At 70.2% G+C, this 19,807-nt stretch carries 16 protein-coding genes; 3 read left to right on the forward strand and 13 right to left on the reverse strand.

All coding sequences use genetic code 11. The features are described from left to right. The 7 genes from LJ657_RS45830 to LJ657_RS45860 form a co-directional block, all read right to left on the reverse strand. Positions 1-534 (reverse strand): zinc-dependent alcohol dehydrogenase (locus tag LJ657_RS45830; RefSeq protein WP_232655663.1); only part of this gene is annotated, 534 nt, incomplete at its 3' end. Further along, positions 531-965 (reverse strand): RbsD/FucU domain-containing protein, encoded by a 435-nt coding sequence (locus tag LJ657_RS45835; protein ID WP_232655664.1) that lies wholly within the window; start codon positions 963-965, stop codon positions 531-533. The genes LJ657_RS45830 and LJ657_RS45835, both read right to left, overlap by 4 nt. Further along, positions 956-1,843, reverse strand: coding sequence for an amidohydrolase family protein (locus tag LJ657_RS45840; protein WP_232655665.1), 888 nt, complete (start codon positions 1,841-1,843; stop codon positions 956-958). The genes LJ657_RS45835 and LJ657_RS45840 overlap by 10 nt, the downstream gene beginning before the upstream one ends. Next, positions 1,836-3,170, reverse strand: a complete 1,335-nt coding sequence (locus LJ657_RS45845) for an L-fuconate dehydratase (RefSeq protein ID WP_232655666.1) — start codon at positions 3,168-3,170, stop codon at positions 1,836-1,838. The genes LJ657_RS45840 and LJ657_RS45845 overlap by 8 nt, the downstream gene beginning before the upstream one ends. Positions 3,171-3,265: 95 nt before the next feature. Next, positions 3,266-4,306 (reverse strand): ABC transporter permease, encoded by a 1,041-nt coding sequence (locus LJ657_RS45850; protein WP_232655667.1) that lies wholly within the window; start codon positions 4,304-4,306, stop codon positions 3,266-3,268. Further along, positions 4,299-5,861, reverse strand: coding sequence for a sugar ABC transporter ATP-binding protein (locus LJ657_RS45855; RefSeq protein WP_232655668.1), 1,563 nt, complete (start codon positions 5,859-5,861; stop codon positions 4,299-4,301). Before LJ657_RS45855 ends, LJ657_RS45850 begins: the two co-directional genes overlap by 8 nt. Positions 5,862-5,906: 45 nt before the next feature. After that, positions 5,907-6,971 (reverse strand): sugar ABC transporter substrate-binding protein, encoded by a 1,065-nt coding sequence (locus LJ657_RS45860; protein WP_232655669.1) that lies wholly within the window; start codon positions 6,969-6,971, stop codon positions 5,907-5,909. A gap of 431 nt (positions 6,972-7,402) precedes the next feature. Between LJ657_RS45860 and LJ657_RS45865 the strand changes: the two genes are divergently transcribed. Then, positions 7,403-9,634 (forward strand): alpha-L-fucosidase, encoded by a 2,232-nt coding sequence (locus LJ657_RS45865; protein ID WP_232655670.1) that lies wholly within the window; start codon positions 7,403-7,405, stop codon positions 9,632-9,634. Positions 9,635-10,282: 648 nt separating this feature from the next. Here LJ657_RS45865 and LJ657_RS45870 read toward each other — a convergent pair. Beyond that, positions 10,283-11,650 (reverse strand): outer membrane protein assembly factor BamB family protein, encoded by a 1,368-nt coding sequence (locus LJ657_RS45870; RefSeq protein ID WP_232655671.1) that lies wholly within the window; start codon positions 11,648-11,650, stop codon positions 10,283-10,285. Between the two features lie 240 nt (positions 11,651-11,890). On the opposite strand from LJ657_RS45870, the gene LJ657_RS45875 reads away from it, so the two are divergent. Next, positions 11,891-12,118, forward strand: a complete 228-nt coding sequence (locus tag LJ657_RS45875) for a hypothetical protein (protein WP_232655672.1) — start codon at positions 11,891-11,893, stop codon at positions 12,116-12,118. A 236-nt stretch (positions 12,119-12,354) separates the two neighbouring features. After that, the gene (locus LJ657_RS45880) at positions 12,355-14,223 is read left to right on the forward strand and encodes a phosphatidylglycerol lysyltransferase domain-containing protein (protein WP_232655673.1); all 1,869 of its coding nucleotides are present in this window, start codon (positions 12,355-12,357) and stop codon (positions 14,221-14,223) included. A 140-nt stretch (positions 14,224-14,363) separates the two neighbouring features. On the opposite strand, the gene LJ657_RS45885 is transcribed toward LJ657_RS45880, so the two are convergent. The 5 genes from LJ657_RS45885 to asnB all read right to left on the reverse strand — a co-directional run bounded on the left by LJ657_RS45885 (position 14,364) and on the right by asnB (position 19,387). Beyond that, positions 14,364-14,816 carry a superoxide dismutase gene (locus LJ657_RS45885; protein WP_269787697.1) on the reverse strand — a complete coding sequence of 151 codons (453 nt, stop codon included), beginning with the start codon at positions 14,814-14,816 and terminating at the stop codon, positions 14,364-14,366. Between the two features lie 65 nt (positions 14,817-14,881). Next, entirely contained in the window at positions 14,882-15,505 is a 624-nt protein-coding gene (locus LJ657_RS45890; protein ID WP_232655674.1) for a sigma-70 family RNA polymerase sigma factor, read from the reverse strand. Positions 15,506-15,669: 164 nt separating this feature from the next. Next, a complete protein-coding gene (locus LJ657_RS45895; protein WP_232655675.1) occupies positions 15,670-16,311 on the reverse strand; it encodes a hypothetical protein in 642 nt (213 codons plus the stop codon). A 112-nt stretch (positions 16,312-16,423) separates the two neighbouring features. After that, positions 16,424-17,413, reverse strand: coding sequence for a hypothetical protein (locus LJ657_RS45900; RefSeq protein ID WP_232655676.1), 990 nt, complete (start codon positions 17,411-17,413; stop codon positions 16,424-16,426). A gap of 132 nt (positions 17,414-17,545) precedes the next feature. Continuing rightward, positions 17,546-19,387, reverse strand: a complete 1,842-nt coding sequence (gene asnB / locus LJ657_RS45905) for an asparagine synthase (glutamine-hydrolyzing) (protein ID WP_232655677.1) — start codon at positions 19,385-19,387, stop codon at positions 17,546-17,548. Positions 19,388-19,807: the final 420 nt, after the last annotated feature.

Consider the following 19,807-nt stretch of genomic DNA (forward strand, 5'->3'; position numbering starts at 1 on the left):
GATCAGGACACCGACCGGACCGCCGCCGACCACGACGACCCGCTCGCCGTCGCGCACCCCGGCCCGCCCCACGTCGTGCACCGCGACCGCCGTGGGCTCGACCAGCGCGGCCCGGTCCAGGGGAACGGAGCCGGGCAGCCGTACCAGCGTCGAGGCGGGCACGGTCCAGCGCTGCTGCATCGCGCCCGGCGAGTCGATACCGATGAAGTCCAGGTGCTGGCAGATGTGCTGATGACCTTTGCGGCAGGCCGGGCACGAGCCGTCCCAGCGCAGCGGCATCACCGTCACCGCGTCGCCCGGCTGCCAGCCCTCCACGCCCGGGCCGACCCGGACGACACGGCCGGACATCTCATGCCCCAGGACGGCGGGCGCGGCCACCCGGGCATCCATGTCGCCGTGGAAGATGTGCAGGTCGGTACCGCAGATACCGACATACGCGGGGGCCAGCTCCACCTCACCGGCTCCCGGCGGCGCGCTGAGCGCGGGGGCGGTGTCCAGGGTGCGGGCGGACAGGTAGCGGGCGGCGAGTGTCATCGTGTGGTCAGGGTCCCTTCAGCGCGGACGCCGATGGTCAGCAGCAGGTTGGCGTAGGTGCGGGTGTCGGCGGTGACGACGGCCAGGGCCAGGTCGGGCGAGCGGGCGGCGTCGTAGAACTCGAAGCGGCCGAGCGTCTCGACGGCGACGGGGAGTCGGGAGCGGTATTCGGCGATGGCGGGCGGCTCCGGTTGGCCCTCGGGCGGCACCATCACGTGGGCCGCCTCGACGGGGATCGAGCTCAGCAGGACGTCCAGGACGCTGGTGACGTCCAGCAGGCCCGGTGCCAGGTTGAGGTGCACGGTCCGCGCGCGCTCGCCGACGGCCGTGCTGGCGGGATAGTGGCCGTCGGCGAGCAGCACCCGGGCGCCGTGTCCGGCACCGGCCAGCGCTGCGAGGATGCCGGGGTGCAGGAGTTCGGTCAGGAGCACGGCGTCCCCTCCTTGAGGTGGTAGAAGTCGGTCGCGGCGCCGGCGAGAACCGCCTCGGTCTCGTCGGCGGAGCAGCCGTCCAGGAGCTCCTCGACGGCGGCCGCCCAGCGGTTCCAGCCGCCGGCGAGGACGCACACGGGCCAGTCCGAGCCGAACATCAGCCGGTCCGGGCCGAAGGCGGTCAGCAGGGCGTCCCACACCGGGCGGAGGTCGGCGACCGTCCATTTCCCGTGGTCGGCCTCCGTGATCAGGCCGGACACCTTGCAGTGCACCTGGGGATGCCCGGCGAGGCGCTTCAACTGCCTTTCCCAGTCATCCAGTTCGCCGTTCCGGACGGGCGGCTTGCCCGCGTGGTCCAGCACCAGTGGCAGCTCCGGGAAGCGTTCGGCCAGCCGTATCGCCTGCGGGAACTGGTGGCTGCGGATGAGGACGTCGTAGGCGAGCCCGCGCTCGGCCACCGCACGCAACCCCCGCTCCACGGACGGCTGTTGCAGCCACTCCGGGTCCGACTCGCCCTGGACCAGGTGCCGTACGGCCCGCAGGTACCGGCCGCCGGTCCCGGACCGCAGTTCGTCGAGTACGTCCCCGGTCCCGGCCGAGGTGAGATCCGCCCAGCCGACCACCGCACCGATCAGCGGGTCCTTCTCGGCCAGGGCCAGGAGCTCGCGTGTCTCGGGTGTGGAGGTCACGCACTGCACGACGACCGTGCTGGTCAGCCGCCGCCCGGCCAGTGGCCGGGTCGCGACTGCGCGCAGGTCGTCCGGGCCGTGGTTGCGGCGGATCGGCTCGTGGCCCGGCTCATCCAGCCAGGGCTGGGGACGGTGGTCGAGATTCCACACATGATGGTGGGAATCCACGAGTCCGAGGCGGTCAGACACGGGCGGACCAGACGGGGCCGTCGGGGTAGGCGTACTCCTTGAGGGACGCCGGGTGCATCTGCGCGCTCAACCCGGGGAGTGCCGGGGCGAGGTAGTGGCCCTCGGCGATGCGGACCGGGTCGACGAAGTGTTCGTGCAGGTGGTCGACGTACTCGATGACCCGGTCCTCGGTGGTGCCGGCGACGGCGATGTAGTCGAACATCGACAGGTGCTGCACCATCTCGCACAGGCCGACGCCGCCGGCGTGCGGGCAGACCGGCACGCCGAACTTGGCGGCGAGCAGCAGGATGGCGATGTTCTCGTTGATGCCGCCGACCCGGGCGGAGTCGATCTGGACGATGTCGACCGCGCCGGCCTGGAGGAGCTGTTTGAAGACGACCCGGTTGGCGATGTGTTCGCCGGTGGCGACCTTGATGGGGCTGACGGCCTTGCGGACGGCCGCGTGGCCGAGGATGTCGTCGGGGGAGGTGGGTTCCTCGATCCAGTACGGGTCGTAGGGGGCCAGGTCCCGCATCCAGTCGATGGCGGGCTGGACGTCCCATCTCTGGTTGGCGTCGACGGCGATGCGGATGTCCGGGCCGACGGTCTCGCGGGCGACGCGCATGCGCCGTATGTCGTCTTCACGGTCCGCGCCGACCTTCAGCTTGATCTGGGTGAAGCCGTCGGCGACGGCCTCGCGGGCCAGGCGGGCCAGCTTCTCGTCGGAGTAGCCGAGCCAGCCGGGGGTCGTGGTGTAGGCGGGGTAGCCCCGGTCGAGCAGGTGGCCGATGCGCTGTGCGCGGCCGGGCTCGGCGCGGCGCAGGATCTCCAGGGCCTCCTCGGGGGTGAGCGCGTCGGAGAGCCAGCGGAAGTCGACTTGCGCGACCAGTTCCTCCGGCGTCATTTCGCCGAGGAAGCGCCAGACGGGCTTGCCGGCCCGCTTGGCGGCCAGGTCCCAGGCGGCGTTGACGACCGCGCCGGTGGCCATGTGGATGGCGCCCTTCTCCGGCCCGAGCCAGCGCAGTTGCGGGTCGTGGACGAGGGAGCGGGAGAAGACGCCGAGGTCGGCGCAGACTTCATCGACCGAGAGGCCGACCACATGGGGGGCGAGGGCCGCGATGGCGGCGGCCTGAACGTCGTTGCCGCGGCCCGTGGTGAAGGCCAGGGCGTGGCCCTCCAGTCCGTCGGAGGCGTCGGTGCGCAGGACCACGTAGGCGGCGGAGTAGTCGGGTTCGGGGTTCATCGCGTCCGACCCGTCCAGGTGCTCGGACGTCGGGAAACGCACGTCCAGTACGTCCAGGGCGGTGATGCGGGCAGAGGCCGGTGAAGCGGACGGGGCGGATGACATGGCGGCAACTCCTGTGAGGGCAGGGGCGATACGGCCCCGTGCGACGAGATGGCGGTGCGGCGGAGGGTGCCGGCGGCCGGGCATGGCCGCCCGGGTCACTCCTGGACCTTGCCGCCCGTGATGCGGGAGATGGCGAGGGCGACCAGGATGATCAGGCCGTTGAGGGCGCCGATCCACTGGGCGGGGACACCGGCCAGCGTGAGCACGTTCTGGATCATGAAGAGCAGCAGGATGCCGCAGAACGCGCCGAACATGGTGCCTTTGCCGCCGTTGAGGCTGATCCCGCCGATGACTGCGGCGGCGAAGACGGTGAAGATGTATCCGTTGCCCTGCGCGGAGGCGACCGAGGCCAGGCGTCCGGAGAGCATCAGCCCGGCGAGGGCGGCGAGCAGGCTGCCGGTGACGATGACGATCCACAGCACCCGGTCGGTGCGGATGCCGGCGGCCTTCGCGGCGTCGACGTTGCCGCCGATCGCGTACAGGGAACGGCCGAAGCTCGTCCAGCCGAGCACCACGATCGCGACGGCGAACAGGGCCAGGCAGATCCAGATCGAGGCGGGCATCCCGAACCATTCGGCGGTGCCGATGTAGAGCATGGAGGGCGGCAGCTGGAAGAACGTCTGGCCGCCGGAGATACCCGTGAGGATGCCGCGCAGGACGATCAGCATGCCGAGCGTGACGATGAAGCCGTTGAGGCCGAAGCGGATGATCAGCAGCGAGTTGATCACGCCGACGAGCGCGCCCACCGCGAGGGTGAGGGGGATCGACCAGGCGCCGGGCAGCAGGCCCAGGCCGTGTCCGGCGCCGGCCGGGACGACCAGCCAGGCAGCGACACCGGGCGCAAGACCCATGGTGGACTCAAGCGACAGGTCCATCTTCTTGACGATCAGGATCATCGCCTGGGCGAGGACCAGCAGCGCCATCTCGGACATGGTCTGCAGGACGTTGATGAGGTTGTCGGCCTGCAGGAAGACCGGGTTGACGATCTGGCCGACGATCGCGATGACCACGATCGCGGGGACGAGCGCCAGGTCGCGCAGCCGGGCCAGCGGGATCCGCCCGCCGAGCAGCGCGGTGCGCTTGGGCTTGTCTTCCACGGCCTTGGCGGCGGCGTCCGCGAGGACGGTTTCAGGCATCGAGGTCCACTCCTTCCATCGCGGCCACGAGGTCGTGGTCGTGCCAGCCGCGGGGTATCTCGGTCGTCACTCGGCCCTGGAACATCACCAGGATCCGGTCGCACATGCGCAGGTCGTCGAGTTCGTCGGAGGCGATGAGCACTCCGGTGCCGGACTCGGCGGTCTCCTCGACCTTGCCGAGGAGGAACTCCTTGGAGCGCACGTCCACGCCCGCGGTCGGGTTGATCAGGACCAGCAGCCTGGGGTCGTCGGCCAGGGCGCGGGCCATGACGACCTTCTGCTGGTTGCCTCCGGACAGCGCGGAGACGGGCAGGTCAGGGCCGGGGGTCTTGATCGCCAGGTTCTCGATCATGCCCTCGGCGAGCCGGTCCCGGCGGGTGCGGCTGAGGAAGCCGTTCGGACCGAGCCGCTTCGGCACGGACAGCGTGGCGTTGTCGGCGATCGACATGTCGGGAACGAAGCCCTGGTGGTGCCGGTCCTGCGGGACGAACCCGGCGCCTGCGGCGAGCGCGGCGGGCACGCTGCCCGGCCGGGGCCGCCTCCCGGCGATCTCCACCTCCCCCGCCGCTGCCGCCCGCAGCCCTACGACCGTTTCGGCGACTTCGGTGCGACCGCTGCCGGCGGCCCCCGCGAGGCCGACGATCTCGCCGGCCCCGATCTGGAAGCTGACGTCGTCGTACCCGTCCCCCTGCAGCGCGCGGATGTTCAGTGCGGCGGTGGCGCCGGGGTCGAGGGCAGCGGCCCGTTCCTCGCGCCGGCCGACCGCTGCCTCGCCGGTCATGGCAGCGACGAGGTCGGCGCGGGGAAGCTCCGCGACCGGGGCGGTGACGATGTGCCGGGCGTCGCGGAACACGGTCACCATGTCGCAGATCTCGTAGACCTCCTGGAGGTGGTGGCTGATGAACAGAAAGGTGACGCCCTGGCGCTGCAGGTCGCGGATGCGGTCGAAGAGCCGGTTGATGGCCGCCCCGTCGAGCTGGGCGGTCGGCTCGTCGAGGATGATGAACCGGGCCCCGAAGGACAGCGCGCGGGCGATCTCCACGAACTGCCGCTGCTCGACGCTCAGTTCCCCGGCCGGGGTCTGCGGGTCGACGTCCACCGACCATGCCGACAGGAGCTCCTGCGCGCGGCGGCGGGTGGCCTGCCAGCTGATGAGACGGCTCGGTCCGCGGTCGTGCCGGTTCAGGAAGAGGTTCTCGGCGACGGTCAGCGTGGGGATGATCGTCGACTTCTGGTAGACGCAGGCCACGCGCCGGCGCCAGGCGTCGCGGTCGCCGAGCTTGGGGGCCGGCTCTCCGCCGAAGGCCACCGTTCCCTCGTCGGGGGCCTGAAGGCCGGTGAGGACGGACACCAGCGTCGATTTGCCGGCTCCGTTGCGGCCGACGAGCGCGTGGGTCTCGCCGGGCCTGATGGTGATCCGGGCGCCGTTCAGGGCCACCGTCGGACCGAATCGTTTGACCATGCCCGTCGCCTCGACGACGGGCGGGGCTGCGGGGGCCCGCCCGTCGTCCGCCGGGGCAGGCGCGGGGGTGACTGCTCGCTCCCCGTCGCTCATCTCAACCGCCTTGCTCTCGTGGGCCGTTGTGTTCCGGAGGAGGGATCAGCCGAGGTTGTTGCCCCACAGCGACTTGTCATCGCTCTTGACGCTGGGCACGCCGCCGTAGGTGGCGCCGTCGGCGGTGACGAGCGGGGCGGAGAGCTGGTCCTCCAGCACGCCCTCGCGGACCTGGATGATGGTGCTGTCGTGGTCGGTCTTGCCGGGCTTGAACGTCTTCCCGTCGATCGCCGCCTTCAGGTAGTACAGGGCGTACTTGGCGTAGAGATCGGCCGGCTGGGAGACGGTGGCGTCGATCTTGCCCTCAGCGATGGACTTGAGCTCCTCGGGGATGCCGTCGTTGGACACGATGAAGACGTGCTTCTTGTCCTTCGGGTCCACCAACAAGCCCTTCTGCTTGAGCACCTGGAGCGTGCCGGACAGGGCGAAGCTGGACTCCATGTAGACACCCTTGATGTCCGGGTTGGCGGTCAGGTCGGTCTGGAGCTTCTGCGCGGCGGTCGCGCCGTCCCAGTTGGTGGCCTCACCGAGCACCTTGATGCCGGGGTAGTTCTTCTTCATGCAGTCGTTGAACGCCTCAGTGCGGTCACGGCCGTTGATGGAGTCCAGGCCGCCCTCGAGCATGACGACCTTGCCCTTGCCGCCGAGCTTGGTGCCGAGGTACTGGCAGGCCTTCTCGCCGTAGGCGCGGTTGTCCGCTCGCACCACCATGAACACCTTGCCCGTGTCGGGGCGGGTGTCGACGGTGACGACGGGGATCTTCTTCGCCTCCAGCTGCGCGAGGGTGGGCGCGATGGCAGCGGTGTCCTGCGGGGCCATCGCGATGCCCTTGACGCCCTGGCTGATGAACGTCTGTGCGTTGGAGGTGAGTTTGGCGACGTCGTTCTGCGAGTTGGTGGTCTTCAGGTCCAGCCCCAGCTCCTTGGCGTACTGGGGCGTGTACTTGATGTACGAGTTCCAGAAGTCGGTGTCGGAGCGCGGGTAGTCGACGCCGACCAGCGGCTTGCCGCCCGACGACGCCGAGGTGGTGGAACCGCTGCTGCACGCACTGAGGAGAGCCAGTGCGGACAGGGCGGAGACGGCTGAACAGAGGGCGGTTCTGAGTCTCATCGATGCTTCCTCGCGCTCGTCCCTGGGCGGGAGATGTTTCGCCTCGACGACACCTGCGTATCGCCGCGCGGTAGAGATGGGATGTTTATAGACGTGCTTTCGCTGCCCTGTCCAGCCCCTCGTTTAACCTTTCGCAAAAGGCCAGGCCGAGGACACCTGAAGGCGGGAAGCGGCTACCCAAGACGGGAAGATCCATCCCATCAATTACTGAGCCTCGATGGCTCGCATGGGTCATGAGACAACGCCAGACATGCCATGTTTAATCGGTCGCAAGTCACACCAAAACTGACGCAACTCGACCATATTCACTACCTGTACGACGCTTTTCATCCCTGCGAACCCGTTGACATCTCGGGGAGACATGGTCGACCTTCATGCGTAACAAGCGCCGCTCCACATTCCCCTGCCCCCTTCTGCACCAGGGATGTTCCATGTCAAGTTCGCTCAGCAGACGCCACTTCCTGGCCGGCGCCACCTGCGTGGCCGCTGCCGCCGTCGCCGGGGGTGTGTTCGGTGCCGGCACAGCCCAGGCGGCGCCCAGCACGTACACACCGGACTGGAACTCGGTCGACCAGCACCCGCCGGCCCCGGAGTGGTTCCAGGACGCGAAGTTCGGGATCTACTTCCACTGGGGCGTCTTCAGCGTCCCCGCGTACGACAGCGAGTGGTACCCGCGCAACATGTACCAGGCGGGCAGCAACGCCAACCAGCACCACGTCGCGACCTACGGTCAGCCCTCGGCATGGCCGTACCACAACTTCATCAACGGAGCGCAGGACGTCGCAGGCAACTTCGTGAAGTTCGCGCCGAAGCTGAAGTCGGCCGGCGGGAACTTCGACCCCAACGAGTGGGCGCAGCTGTTCGTGGACGCGGGTGCCAGGTTCGCCGGCCCCGTCGCCGAGCACCATGACGGCTTCTCGATGTGGGACAGCCAGGTCAACGAGTGGAACTCGGTGAACAAGGGCCCGGGTCTGAACCTGCTGCAGCTCTTCTCCACGGCCATCCGCGCCAAGGGCCTCAAGCTGCTGGTGGCCATGCACCACGCGTACAACTTCAACGGCTACTACGAGTACGCCCCCGCCCAGACGGACCCGAGCCTGAAGAAGCTCTACGGACAGCTGGGTTCGGCCGCGGAGAACCAGCTCTGGTACGACAAGCTCAAAGAGGTCATCGACCGCGCCCAGCCCGACATCCTGTGGCAGGACTTCAAGCTGGACGCCATCGACGAGACCCAGCGCCTGAACTTCCTGTCGTACTACTACAACCAGGCCAACAGCTGGGGCCGTGAGGTCGTCGCGACCTACAAGGACGGCCTGAACAGCAAGGGCGAGGTCTTTGACTACGAGCGCGGCGGCCCCGCCGACATCACCAACCCGTACTGGCTGACCGACGACAGCATCTCAAGCTCCAGCTGGTGCTACACCCAGGGCATCGGCTACTACAGCATCCAGCAGATGCTGCACTCGTTCATCGACCGGGTCAGCAAGAACGGCAACATGCTGCTGAACATCGCGCCGATGGCCGACGGCACCATCCCCCAGGCGCAGAAGGACGTCCTGCTCGGCATCGGCGACCATCTGAAGCGCTTCGGCGAGTCGATCTACTCGACCCGCGCCTGGAGCGTGTACGGCGAGGGCCCGACGAAGATGGGCGGCGGCGCCTTCACCAATCCGACGGCCGGCACGGCGCAGGACATCCGCTTCACCCGCAACAAGAACAACAACGTCCTCTACGCCACGGTCCTGGGCTGGCCGGGCAGCTCGCTGACGATCAAGACGCTCAGCTCGGACCGGATCAACCTGTCCTCGCTGACCTCGGTGAAGCTCCTCGGCTCCACCGCCGGCACCTACATCGACCTGCCGACGCCGACCCAGAACTCCTCCGGCCTCACGGTCACCCTGCCCTCCTCCGCGCCGTACAGTGCGGGCGCCTACGTCCTGAAGCTCTCTTTCTCCGGCACCATCCCGGCCATGAGGCCGCTCGCCGGGGCCGCCGCCTTCGCGGACGTCAACTACACCGGCGACTCCGCCACGTTCGCACTCGGCGACTACACCGCGGCCGACCTGACCGCGGCGGGATTGGGCGCGCGCAGCATCTCCTCCCTGCGCCCGGCCCCCGGCTACCAGGTGATCGGCTACTCGGCAGACAACTTCACCGGAACCGCCTGGACGTTCACCGCCGACAACCCCGACCTCAGGGCCACCGGCAACAACGACCAGATCACCTCGCTGAGGGTCCAGTTCAACCCGTCGACGTACTTCCGGCTCACCAACGCCACCGACGGTCTCGCTCTGGACAGCGGCGGCAACGTCGCCTCCGGATCGAACCTCAAGCAGTGGACCTGGGACGGCAGCCCCAACCTCCAGTGGCAGGCGGTCGATGTGGGCGGCGGCTACTACAAGCTGGTGAACCGTACCAACGGCATGGTCGCCGACGGCTGGGGCGCCACCGCCGACGGCTCCGCTGCCCAGCAGGCGCCGTGGAACGGCGGCCCGAACCAACAGTGGAAGATCACTCCCCGGGGCGGCAACAGCTACTCGATAGCCAACCGCACCACCGGCCTGGTCCTCGACGGCGGCGGCAACGTCGCCTCGGGCTCCGTCACCAAGCAGTGGACGTACGGCAGCAGCACCAACCTGCTGTGGACCTTCACGGCCGTCTGATCCCCGGGACGCGCGAGCGGCCGCGGTGGCGTACTTCTCGTGCGCTGCCGCAGCCGCCGTCCGGCTGGGAAGACCGCAACCGCGAGCGACAGGCCGAGAAGAACGTCGGCAACCTTTCGCAGCCTGCGGCAACTGAGCTGCACCATCGGCTCGATCTTCCGAACGGACACGTGTGAGGACAGCGAGGCAGGCCGCGCGGCCGCGCAAGTACACAGCCGCCGACTCCCGCTGGCACCACCTTGGCACTGACCGCCGCAGGCGTTCTCGCCCACCTGGTCATGGGAGCGTTCCCCGGCGGCAGGACGAACGGGTGCAGCGTCCGCCGCGGGCACGCCCGCCACCACCCAGGTGAGAGCCGGCGCCTCGACCGAGGCGCGCGCCGCGGCCACGTCGGCGTCCCCGACCACGACCGGCACGTCGACGCCGACGGCCGCTGCGACCACACCTTCGGCTCGGCGGTGGCGCCCCAGCCTCGGCGACCATGCCGGTGTCGCCCGCGGTCCCGGCCCCGTCGGCCTGAGCCGTCTGCTGGGTGTCGGCCGCCCTGGAACTATCGGCGCTGGAGTCGGAACCGCCGCCGCACCCGACCAGGGGCGCATCCGCCCGGACCGCGCCTGCCCGGCCTGTGCCCGTGACGCCACCGGCGGTCTACGCACCAAAGAGCGCGCTGACGCCCGTCCGGGTGCCGAGGTAGACATGGTCGCCGGAGAGCACGGGCGAGGCGAAGTTCGGCAGGTCGCCCACCGCCAGGTGCTGCCGGACCCGGCCGGTGTCCGGGTCGAGGGCATACAGCGTGCCTGCCGCGAAGTCGGTGACCCACACCGCGCCGCCGCCGATCACGGGCGAGCCCGCTCTCCGCAGCGCCATCCGCCAGCCCGTGGTCATCGTGCCGTCGGCCCGGACCGTCAGCCGCAGCAGCCCGTCGGAGCACGGCACATAGACGGTACCGCCGGTGAAGGCCGCCGCTCCGTACGCCGGGCAGGCGTCGGTCTGCGCGAGCTGCCCGCCGATGCCGCCGAGGTGGCCGGCGGCCAGCAGGTAGGCGGTGCCGCTCTTGCCGACCATCACGACGAAGTGGCCGATCCGCACCGGGGTGAGCGAGCCCAGGTCGGCGTCGGCCGCGTTGTCCCGCCTCCAGCCGGAGGGGGCGAAGTAGTCGGTGCGGTGCAGACCGGCGGAGAGCGCCAGGACGGAGTCCGTTCCGTCGTAACTCCCGTCGGTGGACTCGCCGTTGCCGACGGACACCAGGAGCCTTCCGCCGTCGACCACTGGTCCGCCCGGCGCCCAGATGCCGCCCATGCGGTGGGTGGGCAGGGTGTACGAGGCGACGGGACCCGAGCCGGTCACCGGTACCGAGACCACCGAGCCCCGGTAGGACCCGCAGTCGCCGTACAGCCCGCCGTACGCGATGTACACGCGGCCTGCCAGCAGGGCCAGCGCAGCACGCTGCTGATGGGCCGATCGGTCGCCGGCCGGGGGCTCCACCTCGCGGTCCACCTTCTCACCGCCCGTGGCCAGGTCCAGCCCCACCAGGCGGTGGCGTCCGCCGGTGGTCTCGGCGACCGCGAAGACCAGTCCGGTGGACGCGTCGTACACGGGCGTGCCCGTGATGCCCAGCGGGTCGATGTTCCCGCAGCCCAGGCCCGATCGCGGTTGCGGTGTGCCCAGGTGGCGGTGCCACAGGACGCGGCCGGTGGCCGGCGCGAGGGCGTAGACGGTGTCGTTCTCGGTGGCGGCGACCACCTTGCCGCGCACCACGAGGGGCTGGCCGTACACGGCGCCGTCGAGCCGCGCCGTCCAGGCCGGCCGGAGCGTACCGAGCGCCGGCGTGCCAGGGGCGTACCCGCTGCGCAGTCCGTCGCGGTGGTACGTCGTCCAGTCCCCGTGCCCGGCCGGTGCCGCCGACCTGCTCCCTGGGACCAGTGAACGCGGGGCCGGTACGGGGTCGTCGTGCCCCGCCGAACACCCGGCGGCCAGCAGCCCGCCGCACAGCACCGCCGCAGCGAGCCGCCGCATCATCACCGTCGCCCTTTCCGCCGCCGACGAGACCGAGACGTGTCTCCCGTCCTCCACTGTGCACGGCGCGCGTTCGTGGTGCCCGCCGGTTCCCCGCGCGCAGGGCCCGGGTCATTCATTCACCCTTTCAGCCCTACAGGATGTAGGGTTCTCTCGCCCCGCAGTGCAAGTGGCGCGGCGGAACGGTAAGCGCGCGGAAAAAATATGGACAAAATACCGACAGAATACGGTGGGACAACGATGACCACCCGTCCATGCCGGGATGCCGAGGGGCAGCGCTCCGAACGCGAACCGGAGAGCGAGCTCCTTGCCACCCAAAGAGCCCCGGACCGGGCGCTCACCCCGGCCGAGATCCAGGCCGAGACCGGCGATCAGCCAGGAAAGACCGTGTTCAGCGCGCTTGACCACCTCAAGGCGCAGGGCCTCGTGGAGCCCGGCTCCCGGTCCTTCGCCCCTGCACGCCAGTGAGGCATCTCGCCGAGGCGACTGCACGTATCATCCGGCAGGGCCTCGGCCATCAGCCGCCCGTGGCGCCCCGATGCACCACGTACGGGGAACCATTCGCGCCCGGGACACCTCTAAGCCTGCGACTGGCGCTCGTTCGCACCACGCGGTAGAAGAGGTCCGGCACGTGACGGTCCTTCCTGTGCCCCGTCCCCACCTGCACCGCTCCCACCGTCCATCCCCCAAGGTGACCTCCAATCATGACCGCCCAGCAGCAGTCGGCCCTGATCCCCCGCCGACGCACCGCCCCCGAACAGGCGACCGCCCCCTCCCGGCTGCGGGCGCGCGCAGCCGCGTTCACCGTCTGGTACCTGCGGCTGATCGCCCTGCTCAACATCGCGGCGGTCGTGTCCGTGCCGTTCCGGCGCGAGGTCGACGAGCACAACACCGGCCGGATCTACGCGTCGCACAGCTCCCACCGGTTCCACGCGCACCACGCGGGCGAGTACTTCACGCCGTACCTGGCCACCGCCGGCCTGGTCTCGGCCGCGCTCGCGATCTTCCTTTCGATGGTGATGCGGCGCGGGAAGCGGGCCGCCTGGATGGTCAACATGGCCCTCGCCGGGCCGCTGTTCGCGCTGTACGCCCTCGCGCTCACCCAGAACCCGTTTCGCGCGCACGTCTTCAACTGGGCGTCGGCCCTGCTCACCGGCCTGTTCGTGGCAGCGCTGCTGATCGGGCGCCGGGAGTTCAACGCGGTCGGGGACCGATCGAACCCGAAGCTGGCGCTCGCCGTCGGCGCGGGCGGCATGCTCATCACCGGTGCGATCGGCACGCTGCTGGTCGGCGCGACCAACAAACTGCACGGCGCCACCCTCTTCGACAAGGTCGCCTACACGCTGTTGCGGGGCATCAGCGTCGGCCCGCTCGCGGACCGCGTGCATGCCGTGCAGGCGCCCCGCTGGGTGGACGTCATCGTCAACATCATGGTCGCGGCGGGCTTCTGCCTCGTCCTCTACGTCTGCTTCCGCTCGCCCCGCGGCCGGGACCTGCTCGGCGCGGAGGACGAGGAGCGGCTGCGCGCGCTGCTCGACCGGCACGGTGAGCGCGACTCCCTCGGTTACTTCGTGCTCCGCCGCGACAAGGCGGTCATCTGGTCGCCGACCGGGAAGGCCGCCGTCGCCTACCGCGTGGTCGGCGGCGTCAGCCTCGCCTCCGGCGATCCGATCGGCGACCCGGAGGCGTGGCCCGGCGCCATCGACGCCTGGCTCGCCGAGGCCCGCCGCCACGCCTGGACACCCGCCGTGATGGGCGCGAGCGAGGAGGCCGGAACGATCTACGCACGGCACGGCCTGGACGCCCTCGAACTCGGCGACGAGGCCATCGTGGACCTCGCCGACTTCACCCTCGACGGCCGCGCCATGCGGGTCGTACGTCAGGCGCACAACCGGGTGCGCCGGGCCGGCTACACCGTACGCATCCGCCGGCACGCCGACATCCCCGACACCGAGATGGCCACGCTGGTCGAACGCGCCGACCACTGGCGCGACGGCGCGACCGAACGCGGCTTCTCCATGGCGCTCGGCCGGCTCGGCGACGCGGGCGACGGATCCTGCGTGATGCTGGAGTGCCTGAACGCCGAAGGCGAGTTGCGGGCGCTGCTGAGCTTCGTGCCCTGGGGCGAGCACGGGCTGTCGCTGGACCTGATGCGCCGCGACCGGGACTGCGAGAACGGCCTGATGGAGTTCATGGTCGTCGAACTGCTGGTGCGCGCCCAGGAGTTGGGGGTACGACGGGTGTCGCTGAACTTCGCCATGTTCCGCGCCGTCTTCGAGCGCGGCGCACGTCTCGGCGCCGGACCGGTGCTGCGGCTGTGGCGCTCGATCCTCACCTTCTTCTCCCGCTGGTGGCAGATCGAGTCCCTCTACCGCGCCAACGCCAAGTACCGGCCGGTCTGGGAGCCCCGCTTCCTGCTGTTCGAGAAGACCGCTGACCTGCCGCGCATCGGCTACGCCAGCGCCTGTGCGGAGGGTTTCCTCACCCCGCCGCGCCTGCCCCAGCGCCGCAGGAGCCAACCCGACGGAGCGGTGAAACCCCAGGCGCCACAAGGCGGTCGCACGACAGCCTGACCTCACCCCAGTCAGCCCCGGCAACGGGAAGGCTCCCGCAGGCACCGGGCCTGCGGGAGCCTTCCTTTGTGCCGCCTGCCGCGTGAGGGTGAGAAGACGATCACGAGCAGGACATCTGTGTCACCGCCGCCGCAACGGCATCACGGGGCCGGCAGCAGGCTGTCGCCGCGCTCCTTGGCGGCGGCGTAACGCCTGGCCACGTCCTGCCAGTTGACGACGGCCCACATGGCGTCGATGAAGTCGACCTTCTGGTTCTTGTACTGCAGGTAGAAGGCGTGCTCGTGGGCGAGGACGTCCCAGCCGGAGCCCTGCGTGGTGGCGGCGGCCTTGGTGAGCTGGGACTTGAAGCCGGCGAAGGAGCCGAAGGACTCGGTGATCGCGGCGCGAGTTCGCCCACGCCGTCGCCTGCCAGGGGATCGCCCCCGCCGTCCTTCGGGCCGGTCATGGTCTGCCAGTGGATCCAGGGAGTCGTTGGCGCCCTTGACGTAGGCCGCGTGGTGCCTGTCGTGGTGCAGCTCGATGATCTCGGGGCTGGTGACCGGAGCGAGCGCCGAGTAGTCGTACGGAAGCTCCGGGAGCGTGTACACCGGCATTTCCGACGCCCTCCGACTTAATTGCGAACCATATGCAGTTGCAGGTTATCAGCAACAACTGCGGTTCAGGCCGCCGGCGCGACGGGTTCCGCGGCTTCCTCCAGCAGGTCCATCAGACTCGCCCGGGCGCGGGCCACGCGGGAGCGGACCGTGCCGATCGGGCAGTCGCCGACCTCGGCGGCCTCCGCGTAGGGGAGACCGACCAGCTGCGTGAGGATGAATGCCTCCCGACGCTCGTCGGGGAGCGCCGCAATGAGGTCCAGCAGGGCGATGCCGTCGTCGAAGCCGGGCAGATCGCACGGCTGGGACAGCTCGATGGCCAGCTGCCAGTCCGGTACGTCGGACAGGCGCGGGCGGGCGGCGGCGTACCGGTAGCTGTCGATGACGGCCCGGCGGGCTATCGACAGCAGCCACGCACGCGCCGAGGAGCGGCCCTCGAAGCGGTGCAGGCTGCCGAGTGCGCGCAGGAACGTGTCCTGCGCGAGATCGTCCACGGCCTGCGGGTCGGCGCAGAGATGGGCGACGTAGCGCTGGACGTCCCGCTGCAGGGCGCGCACGAACTGGTCGACCGCGTGGGCGTCGCCGCCCCGGGCGGCGAGCGCCCAGGCCGTGATCGACTCGTCGAGGGCTCCTGATCTGTCGTCTTTCGCGCTTTGGGCGCGCGAGGTGGGCAGGGCAGAGGTGATCACCTGGTGTCCTTCTCGGGATCCGTGGTCCGGACCGGGGCGCGCGAGGGCGCGGGCGGTCCGGTGAGTGGGGAGACGGCCTGCGGCGCAAGGGCGCTACGGCGCCTGCGCGGCCGTTCGGCCGTGGCCCGAGGCGCGCACGGGCAGCCTCGGGAAGCCGGCTGTCGTCAGACGACAGCCGTCTCCGCGGGAGGCCCCCGATACGTGATCGCGTGGACGAGCAGGAGGAGACGCGGCGCCCGGTCCGAGTGACGACGTCCGATGTGCGGGTGCGGGCGCTCCGGGGTGGCCGGGAGCGCGAGCAGCAACCGCAGCGGCGCCGCCAGCCAACCGGCGAGGGCGCGCAGGATGCGGAAGGCGGCCTTCTCGCCGTACGCCAGCCACAGGCCGCACAGCAGTGCGGCCAGCAGGTGGGCGGCGAGCATGGCAGCCGACGGCGAAGTGCCGGCCGCGGCATGACCCATGTGATCCACGTGACCCATGTCCATGGAGTCCATGTGCATCGAGCCCATGCCGCTCATGCTCATGGATGCCGACGAACCGGTTGGCTCAATTGCCGACTGAGCGAACGAGAACGCCTCGTGCAGCACCGTCTGGGCAGCGACCACGATCGCCACGATCAACGGCAGCCCACGCTCCCGCCCCGCCAGGCACCAGCCCGCCACACCCGTCGCCACCGCTCCGGCGGCCAGCGCCCAGGCGGGCACGTCGCTCCCGGACATCAGGGTGTGACCCAGGGCGGCGAGCAGCACACAGACGGCCGCGAACACCGCGGCCCGTACCGTGCGAGAACACCACCCTGCTGTCATGGCGCCTCATCCTTGCATCCGGGCATCGCTCGTCAGGTGGGGGTACGGAATTCCACAGGCGCCCCTACTCAATTCACAGCGTGTGATCCAGGCCACGGTAATGGGTGGGAACTCAGCGGGACTTCGGCCCGACGTCTCTTCGGGAAGGGGTGTGCGCGGGAGCCGCCGTGCGCGACGTGCGGATGGTCGCGCGCGGCCACAGCGTCAGGGCGAACAGCACCAGCGGAGGGCCGGTACCTGGGTCGGTGGCGTGGCCGGTGAGGAGTCCGCCGAGGTCCTGGCCCAGGAGGCCGGTGGCGACCGCCAGCCCGATGCCGGCCGCCAGCGCCGGACGTCGCATGCGAGGGGCCAGGACACCCACGCCGACGGCGACCTGGAGCAGCCCGAGGACGACGACGAACGCGGCAGCCCACCCGCTGACCAGCCCGCCGGCCGCGTGGTTGACGGCGGCGACCACGGCCGGCTCGCCCTCGCCGGTGTTGGCGAGCTGGGCGGCGGGCACATGGGCGGCGGACTCCAGCTCCAGTGCCGCCGTGCCGACCCATACGACCAGCCACGCCCAGCGGGTCACCGCACCACCCGGCACCCCGCCGTCCGCGATGCTCGGCCCGGCGCGGTCGGGGCGCGGCCACAACGCAAGGGCGACGAGTGCATAGAGCAGGGCAGCGCCCGGAGCGCCGGTCAGCAGGTCGGTGCCGCTCATGAAAAGGCCGCCGAAGCCCTCGCCGACGGTCCACACCCCCAGCGCCCACAGAACGGAGAGGGCCAGGGCCGGGCGGGCGGTGCGCCGCCACAGCAGGCCCACGCCGAGCGCGACCTGGAGCGTGGCGAACAGCGCGTTCCACAGCGCGGGGCGGGCGGCGAGCATGCTCGTCAGGTCGTACTCCACCGTCGCCACCGGTCCGGGCAGGCCCATGTTGGCCATGCCCAGCGTATCCACGAAGAAGCCCCGGGTGAACATGGCCGGCTGGAACTGCAGCGCCCCGTCCACCAGCCACAACGCCCCCAGCCCGATCTCCACTCCGCGCCGCGTCACCACCCGTGGCGTGCTGCCCGGATGCCGAAGGGTGGAGTCCTGGATCTGCCGGTCATCGACGGTCATGAGCCGGCACCTCCGCTCGCTGGTCCCACCCATGTATACGAGCGTGCGGTGCCGGACACTCACTTTTGTGCGGATCGCACGGGCCCGGTGATCAGGAGGCCCCTCGGAAAGAGGGCTCAGGCGAGCACGATGTCAGACGAGCACGATGTCCGGCCGGTACATGTCCAGCCACACCGCCAGGTCCAGCGCGCGTTCCAGACCGCGCCGTTCGGACTGTGTGTTCACGGGTGTGGCGCGGTGGGCGACGCGGTGGAGGCGGTCCCGGTCGACGAGGTCGAAGACGGGGTGGGCGGGCTGGGCCAGGAGCTCCTTGGCCTGGTCCTGGAGCGCGGTGGCGTACTTGGGGTCCTGGGTGGACGGATAGGGGCTCTTGACCCTGTCGTACACCGACTTCGGGAGCAGATCGGCGGTCGCCTCGCGCAGCAGGCTCTTCTCCCTGCCGTCGAAGGACTTCAGCGCCCAGGGCGTGTTGTAGACGTACTCCACCAGCCGGTGGTCGCAGAACGGGACCCGGACCTCGAGGCCGACGGCCATGCTCGCGCGGTCCTTGCGGTCGAGCAGGACGCGGACGAAGCGGCTGAGGTGGAGGTGGCAGATCTGCCGCATCCGGTACTCGAAGTCGCTCTCGCCGTCGAGTCGGCGGATACCGCTGACGGCGGTGCGGTATCCGTCGGCGACGTATCCGTCCAGGTCGAGGGAGGCAAGCAGATCCGGGCGCAGGACCTCGGCGTCCTCGCCGAAGTGGCGGCGGAAGTTCGCCAGCCACGGGAAGGTGCCGCCACGGCGGGCCTCCTCGTCGAAGAACTGCAGATAGCCGCCGAAGACCTCGTCGGCGGACTCGCCGGACAGGGCGACGGTCGACTGGTCCCGGATGGCCCGGAACAGCAGATACAGCGAGGCGTCCATGTCGCCGAGTCCGGCGGGCAGGTCGCGGGCCCGGATCACCTTCGCGCGGATGTCGGGATCGGCGAGTGCCTGTGCGTCGAGCACGATGTCCTGGTGTTCGGTGTGGGCGGTGCGGGCCACGTCGTGGACGAACGGGGTGTCGGGCGTGCCGCGGAGTTCGTCGGCGACGAAGTGGTCGCTCTGGCCGACGAAGTCGACGGCGAAGCTGCGTACCTTCTCGCCGTGTTCACCGAGTTGGCGTGCGGCGATCGCGGTCATCGCGGAGGAGTCGAGGCCGCCGGAGAGCAGGGTGCAGCGGGGCACGTCGGCGACGAGCTGGCGGCGCACGATGTCGTCGAGAAGGGAGCGGACGGTGGCGATGGTGGTGTCGCGGTCGTCCGTGTGGGGCCTGGTTTCCAGCTGCCAGTAGGCGCGGTGTCGCACTCCCGTGCGGTCGACGGTGACGACGGTGCCCGGTTCGACCTCGGCCATCCCGTCCCACACGGCGTGCCCCGGCGTCTTGACCATCGTGAACAGTTCGCGCAGGCCGTCCAGTGCGACGCGGGCGGGGGCCAGGGGGTTGGCGAGGATCGCCTTGGGTTCGGAGCCGAACAGGACGCCGTCGGGTGTCGGGTAGTAGTAGAAGGGCTTGATGCCCATGCGGTCGCGGATCATCACCAGCTTGTCCTGGCGGCCGTCCCACAAGGCGAACGCGTACATGCCGTTGAGCCGTTCCGCGACCTGCTCACCCCATTCGAGGTAGCCGTGCAGGACCACCTCGGTGTCGGAGTCGGTGGTGAAACGGTGGCCCCGGCCGGTGAGTTCGCGGCGCAGTTCGGTGAAGTTGTACGTCTCCCCGGAGTAGACGAGTGCCACGGACCCGTGCGGGGTGTCGACGCTCATCGGCTGCCGGCCCCCGGGCAGATCGATGATCGCGAGCCTGCGGTGCCCGAGGGCCGCGGGACCCTGCACCCAGGTGCCGCGGTCGTCGGGGCCACGGCAGGCCATCGTCTCGGTCATTGCATCCAGTACGGCTGCCTCGGTGCGCAGGTCGCGGTCGAAGGAGATCCAGCCGGTGATGCCGCACATGCGGTGCCTCCTGCTCCAGGTCTGCCCGCGACGCCGTCTTCACCTGCGGTTTCCTGCACGCTACGACGACTCACGGACAGAGAAGATGTAACTGCCACGCATATTCGAGGGTGCGCCGCACCAACCGAGTGGTCAACATGGCCGTAACATCAGCGACCCCTCGATCAGCCCTTTTCAGCCCCACTTTGCATCGGCGAAACCCGCGGAGCCGCGTGCCCCCGGGCCATCTGCACCGGGAATCGGCCACGGGCAAAAACTTCCCCACCACAGAGCCATCGGGGTGCGCCCCCCTGCAGCGGCGGCCTGGAGGGAGGAGCGGCGGGTGGCGTACCTGCCGTCGTCATCGGGGGTGGTGTCGGTGGCCCAGGTGCGTGAAGTACTCCTGGAGCCGCAGCTTCCACCGGCGGGGGCTCAGGAGGC

This window comes from Streptomyces guryensis (assembly GCF_021261325.1).
Taxonomy (GTDB): domain Bacteria; phylum Actinomycetota; class Actinomycetes; order Streptomycetales; family Streptomycetaceae; genus Streptomyces; species Streptomyces guryensis.

Bases quoted from the DNA above. Each gene is read 5' to 3' on its own strand.
- LJ657_RS45870 (WP_232655671.1), bottom strand. From the start codon at position 11,650: ATGCGGCGGCTCGCTGCGGCGGTGCTGTGCGGCGGGCTGCTGGCCGCC.
- LJ657_RS45885 (WP_269787697.1), bottom strand. From the start codon at position 14,816: ATGCCGGTGTACACGCTCCCGGAGCTTCCGTACGACTACTCGGCGCTC.
- LJ657_RS45860 (WP_232655669.1), bottom strand. From the start codon at position 6,971: ATGAGACTCAGAACCGCCCTCTGTTCAGCCGTCTCCGCCCTGTCCGCA.
- LJ657_RS45865 (WP_232655670.1), top strand. From the start codon at position 7,403: ATGTCAAGTTCGCTCAGCAGACGCCACTTCCTGGCCGGCGCCACCTGC.
- LJ657_RS45845 (WP_232655666.1), bottom strand. From the start codon at position 3,170: ATGTCATCCGCCCCGTCCGCTTCACCGGCCTCTGCCCGCATCACCGCC.
- LJ657_RS45880 (WP_232655673.1), top strand. From the start codon at position 12,355: ATGACCGCCCAGCAGCAGTCGGCCCTGATCCCCCGCCGACGCACCGCC.
- LJ657_RS45850 (WP_232655667.1), bottom strand. From the start codon at position 4,306: ATGCCTGAAACCGTCCTCGCGGACGCCGCCGCCAAGGCCGTGGAAGAC.
- LJ657_RS45895 (WP_232655675.1), bottom strand. From the start codon at position 16,311: ATGACAGCAGGGTGGTGTTCTCGCACGGTACGGGCCGCGGTGTTCGCG.
- LJ657_RS45900 (WP_232655676.1), bottom strand. From the start codon at position 17,413: ATGACCGTCGATGACCGGCAGATCCAGGACTCCACCCTTCGGCATCCG.
- LJ657_RS45855 (WP_232655668.1), bottom strand. From the start codon at position 5,861: ATGAGCGACGGGGAGCGAGCAGTCACCCCCGCGCCTGCCCCGGCGGAC.
- LJ657_RS45875 (WP_232655672.1), top strand. From the start codon at position 11,891: ATGACCACCCGTCCATGCCGGGATGCCGAGGGGCAGCGCTCCGAACGC.
- asnB (WP_232655677.1), bottom strand. From the start codon at position 19,387: ATGTGCGGCATCACCGGCTGGATCTCCTTCGACCGCGACCTGCGCACC.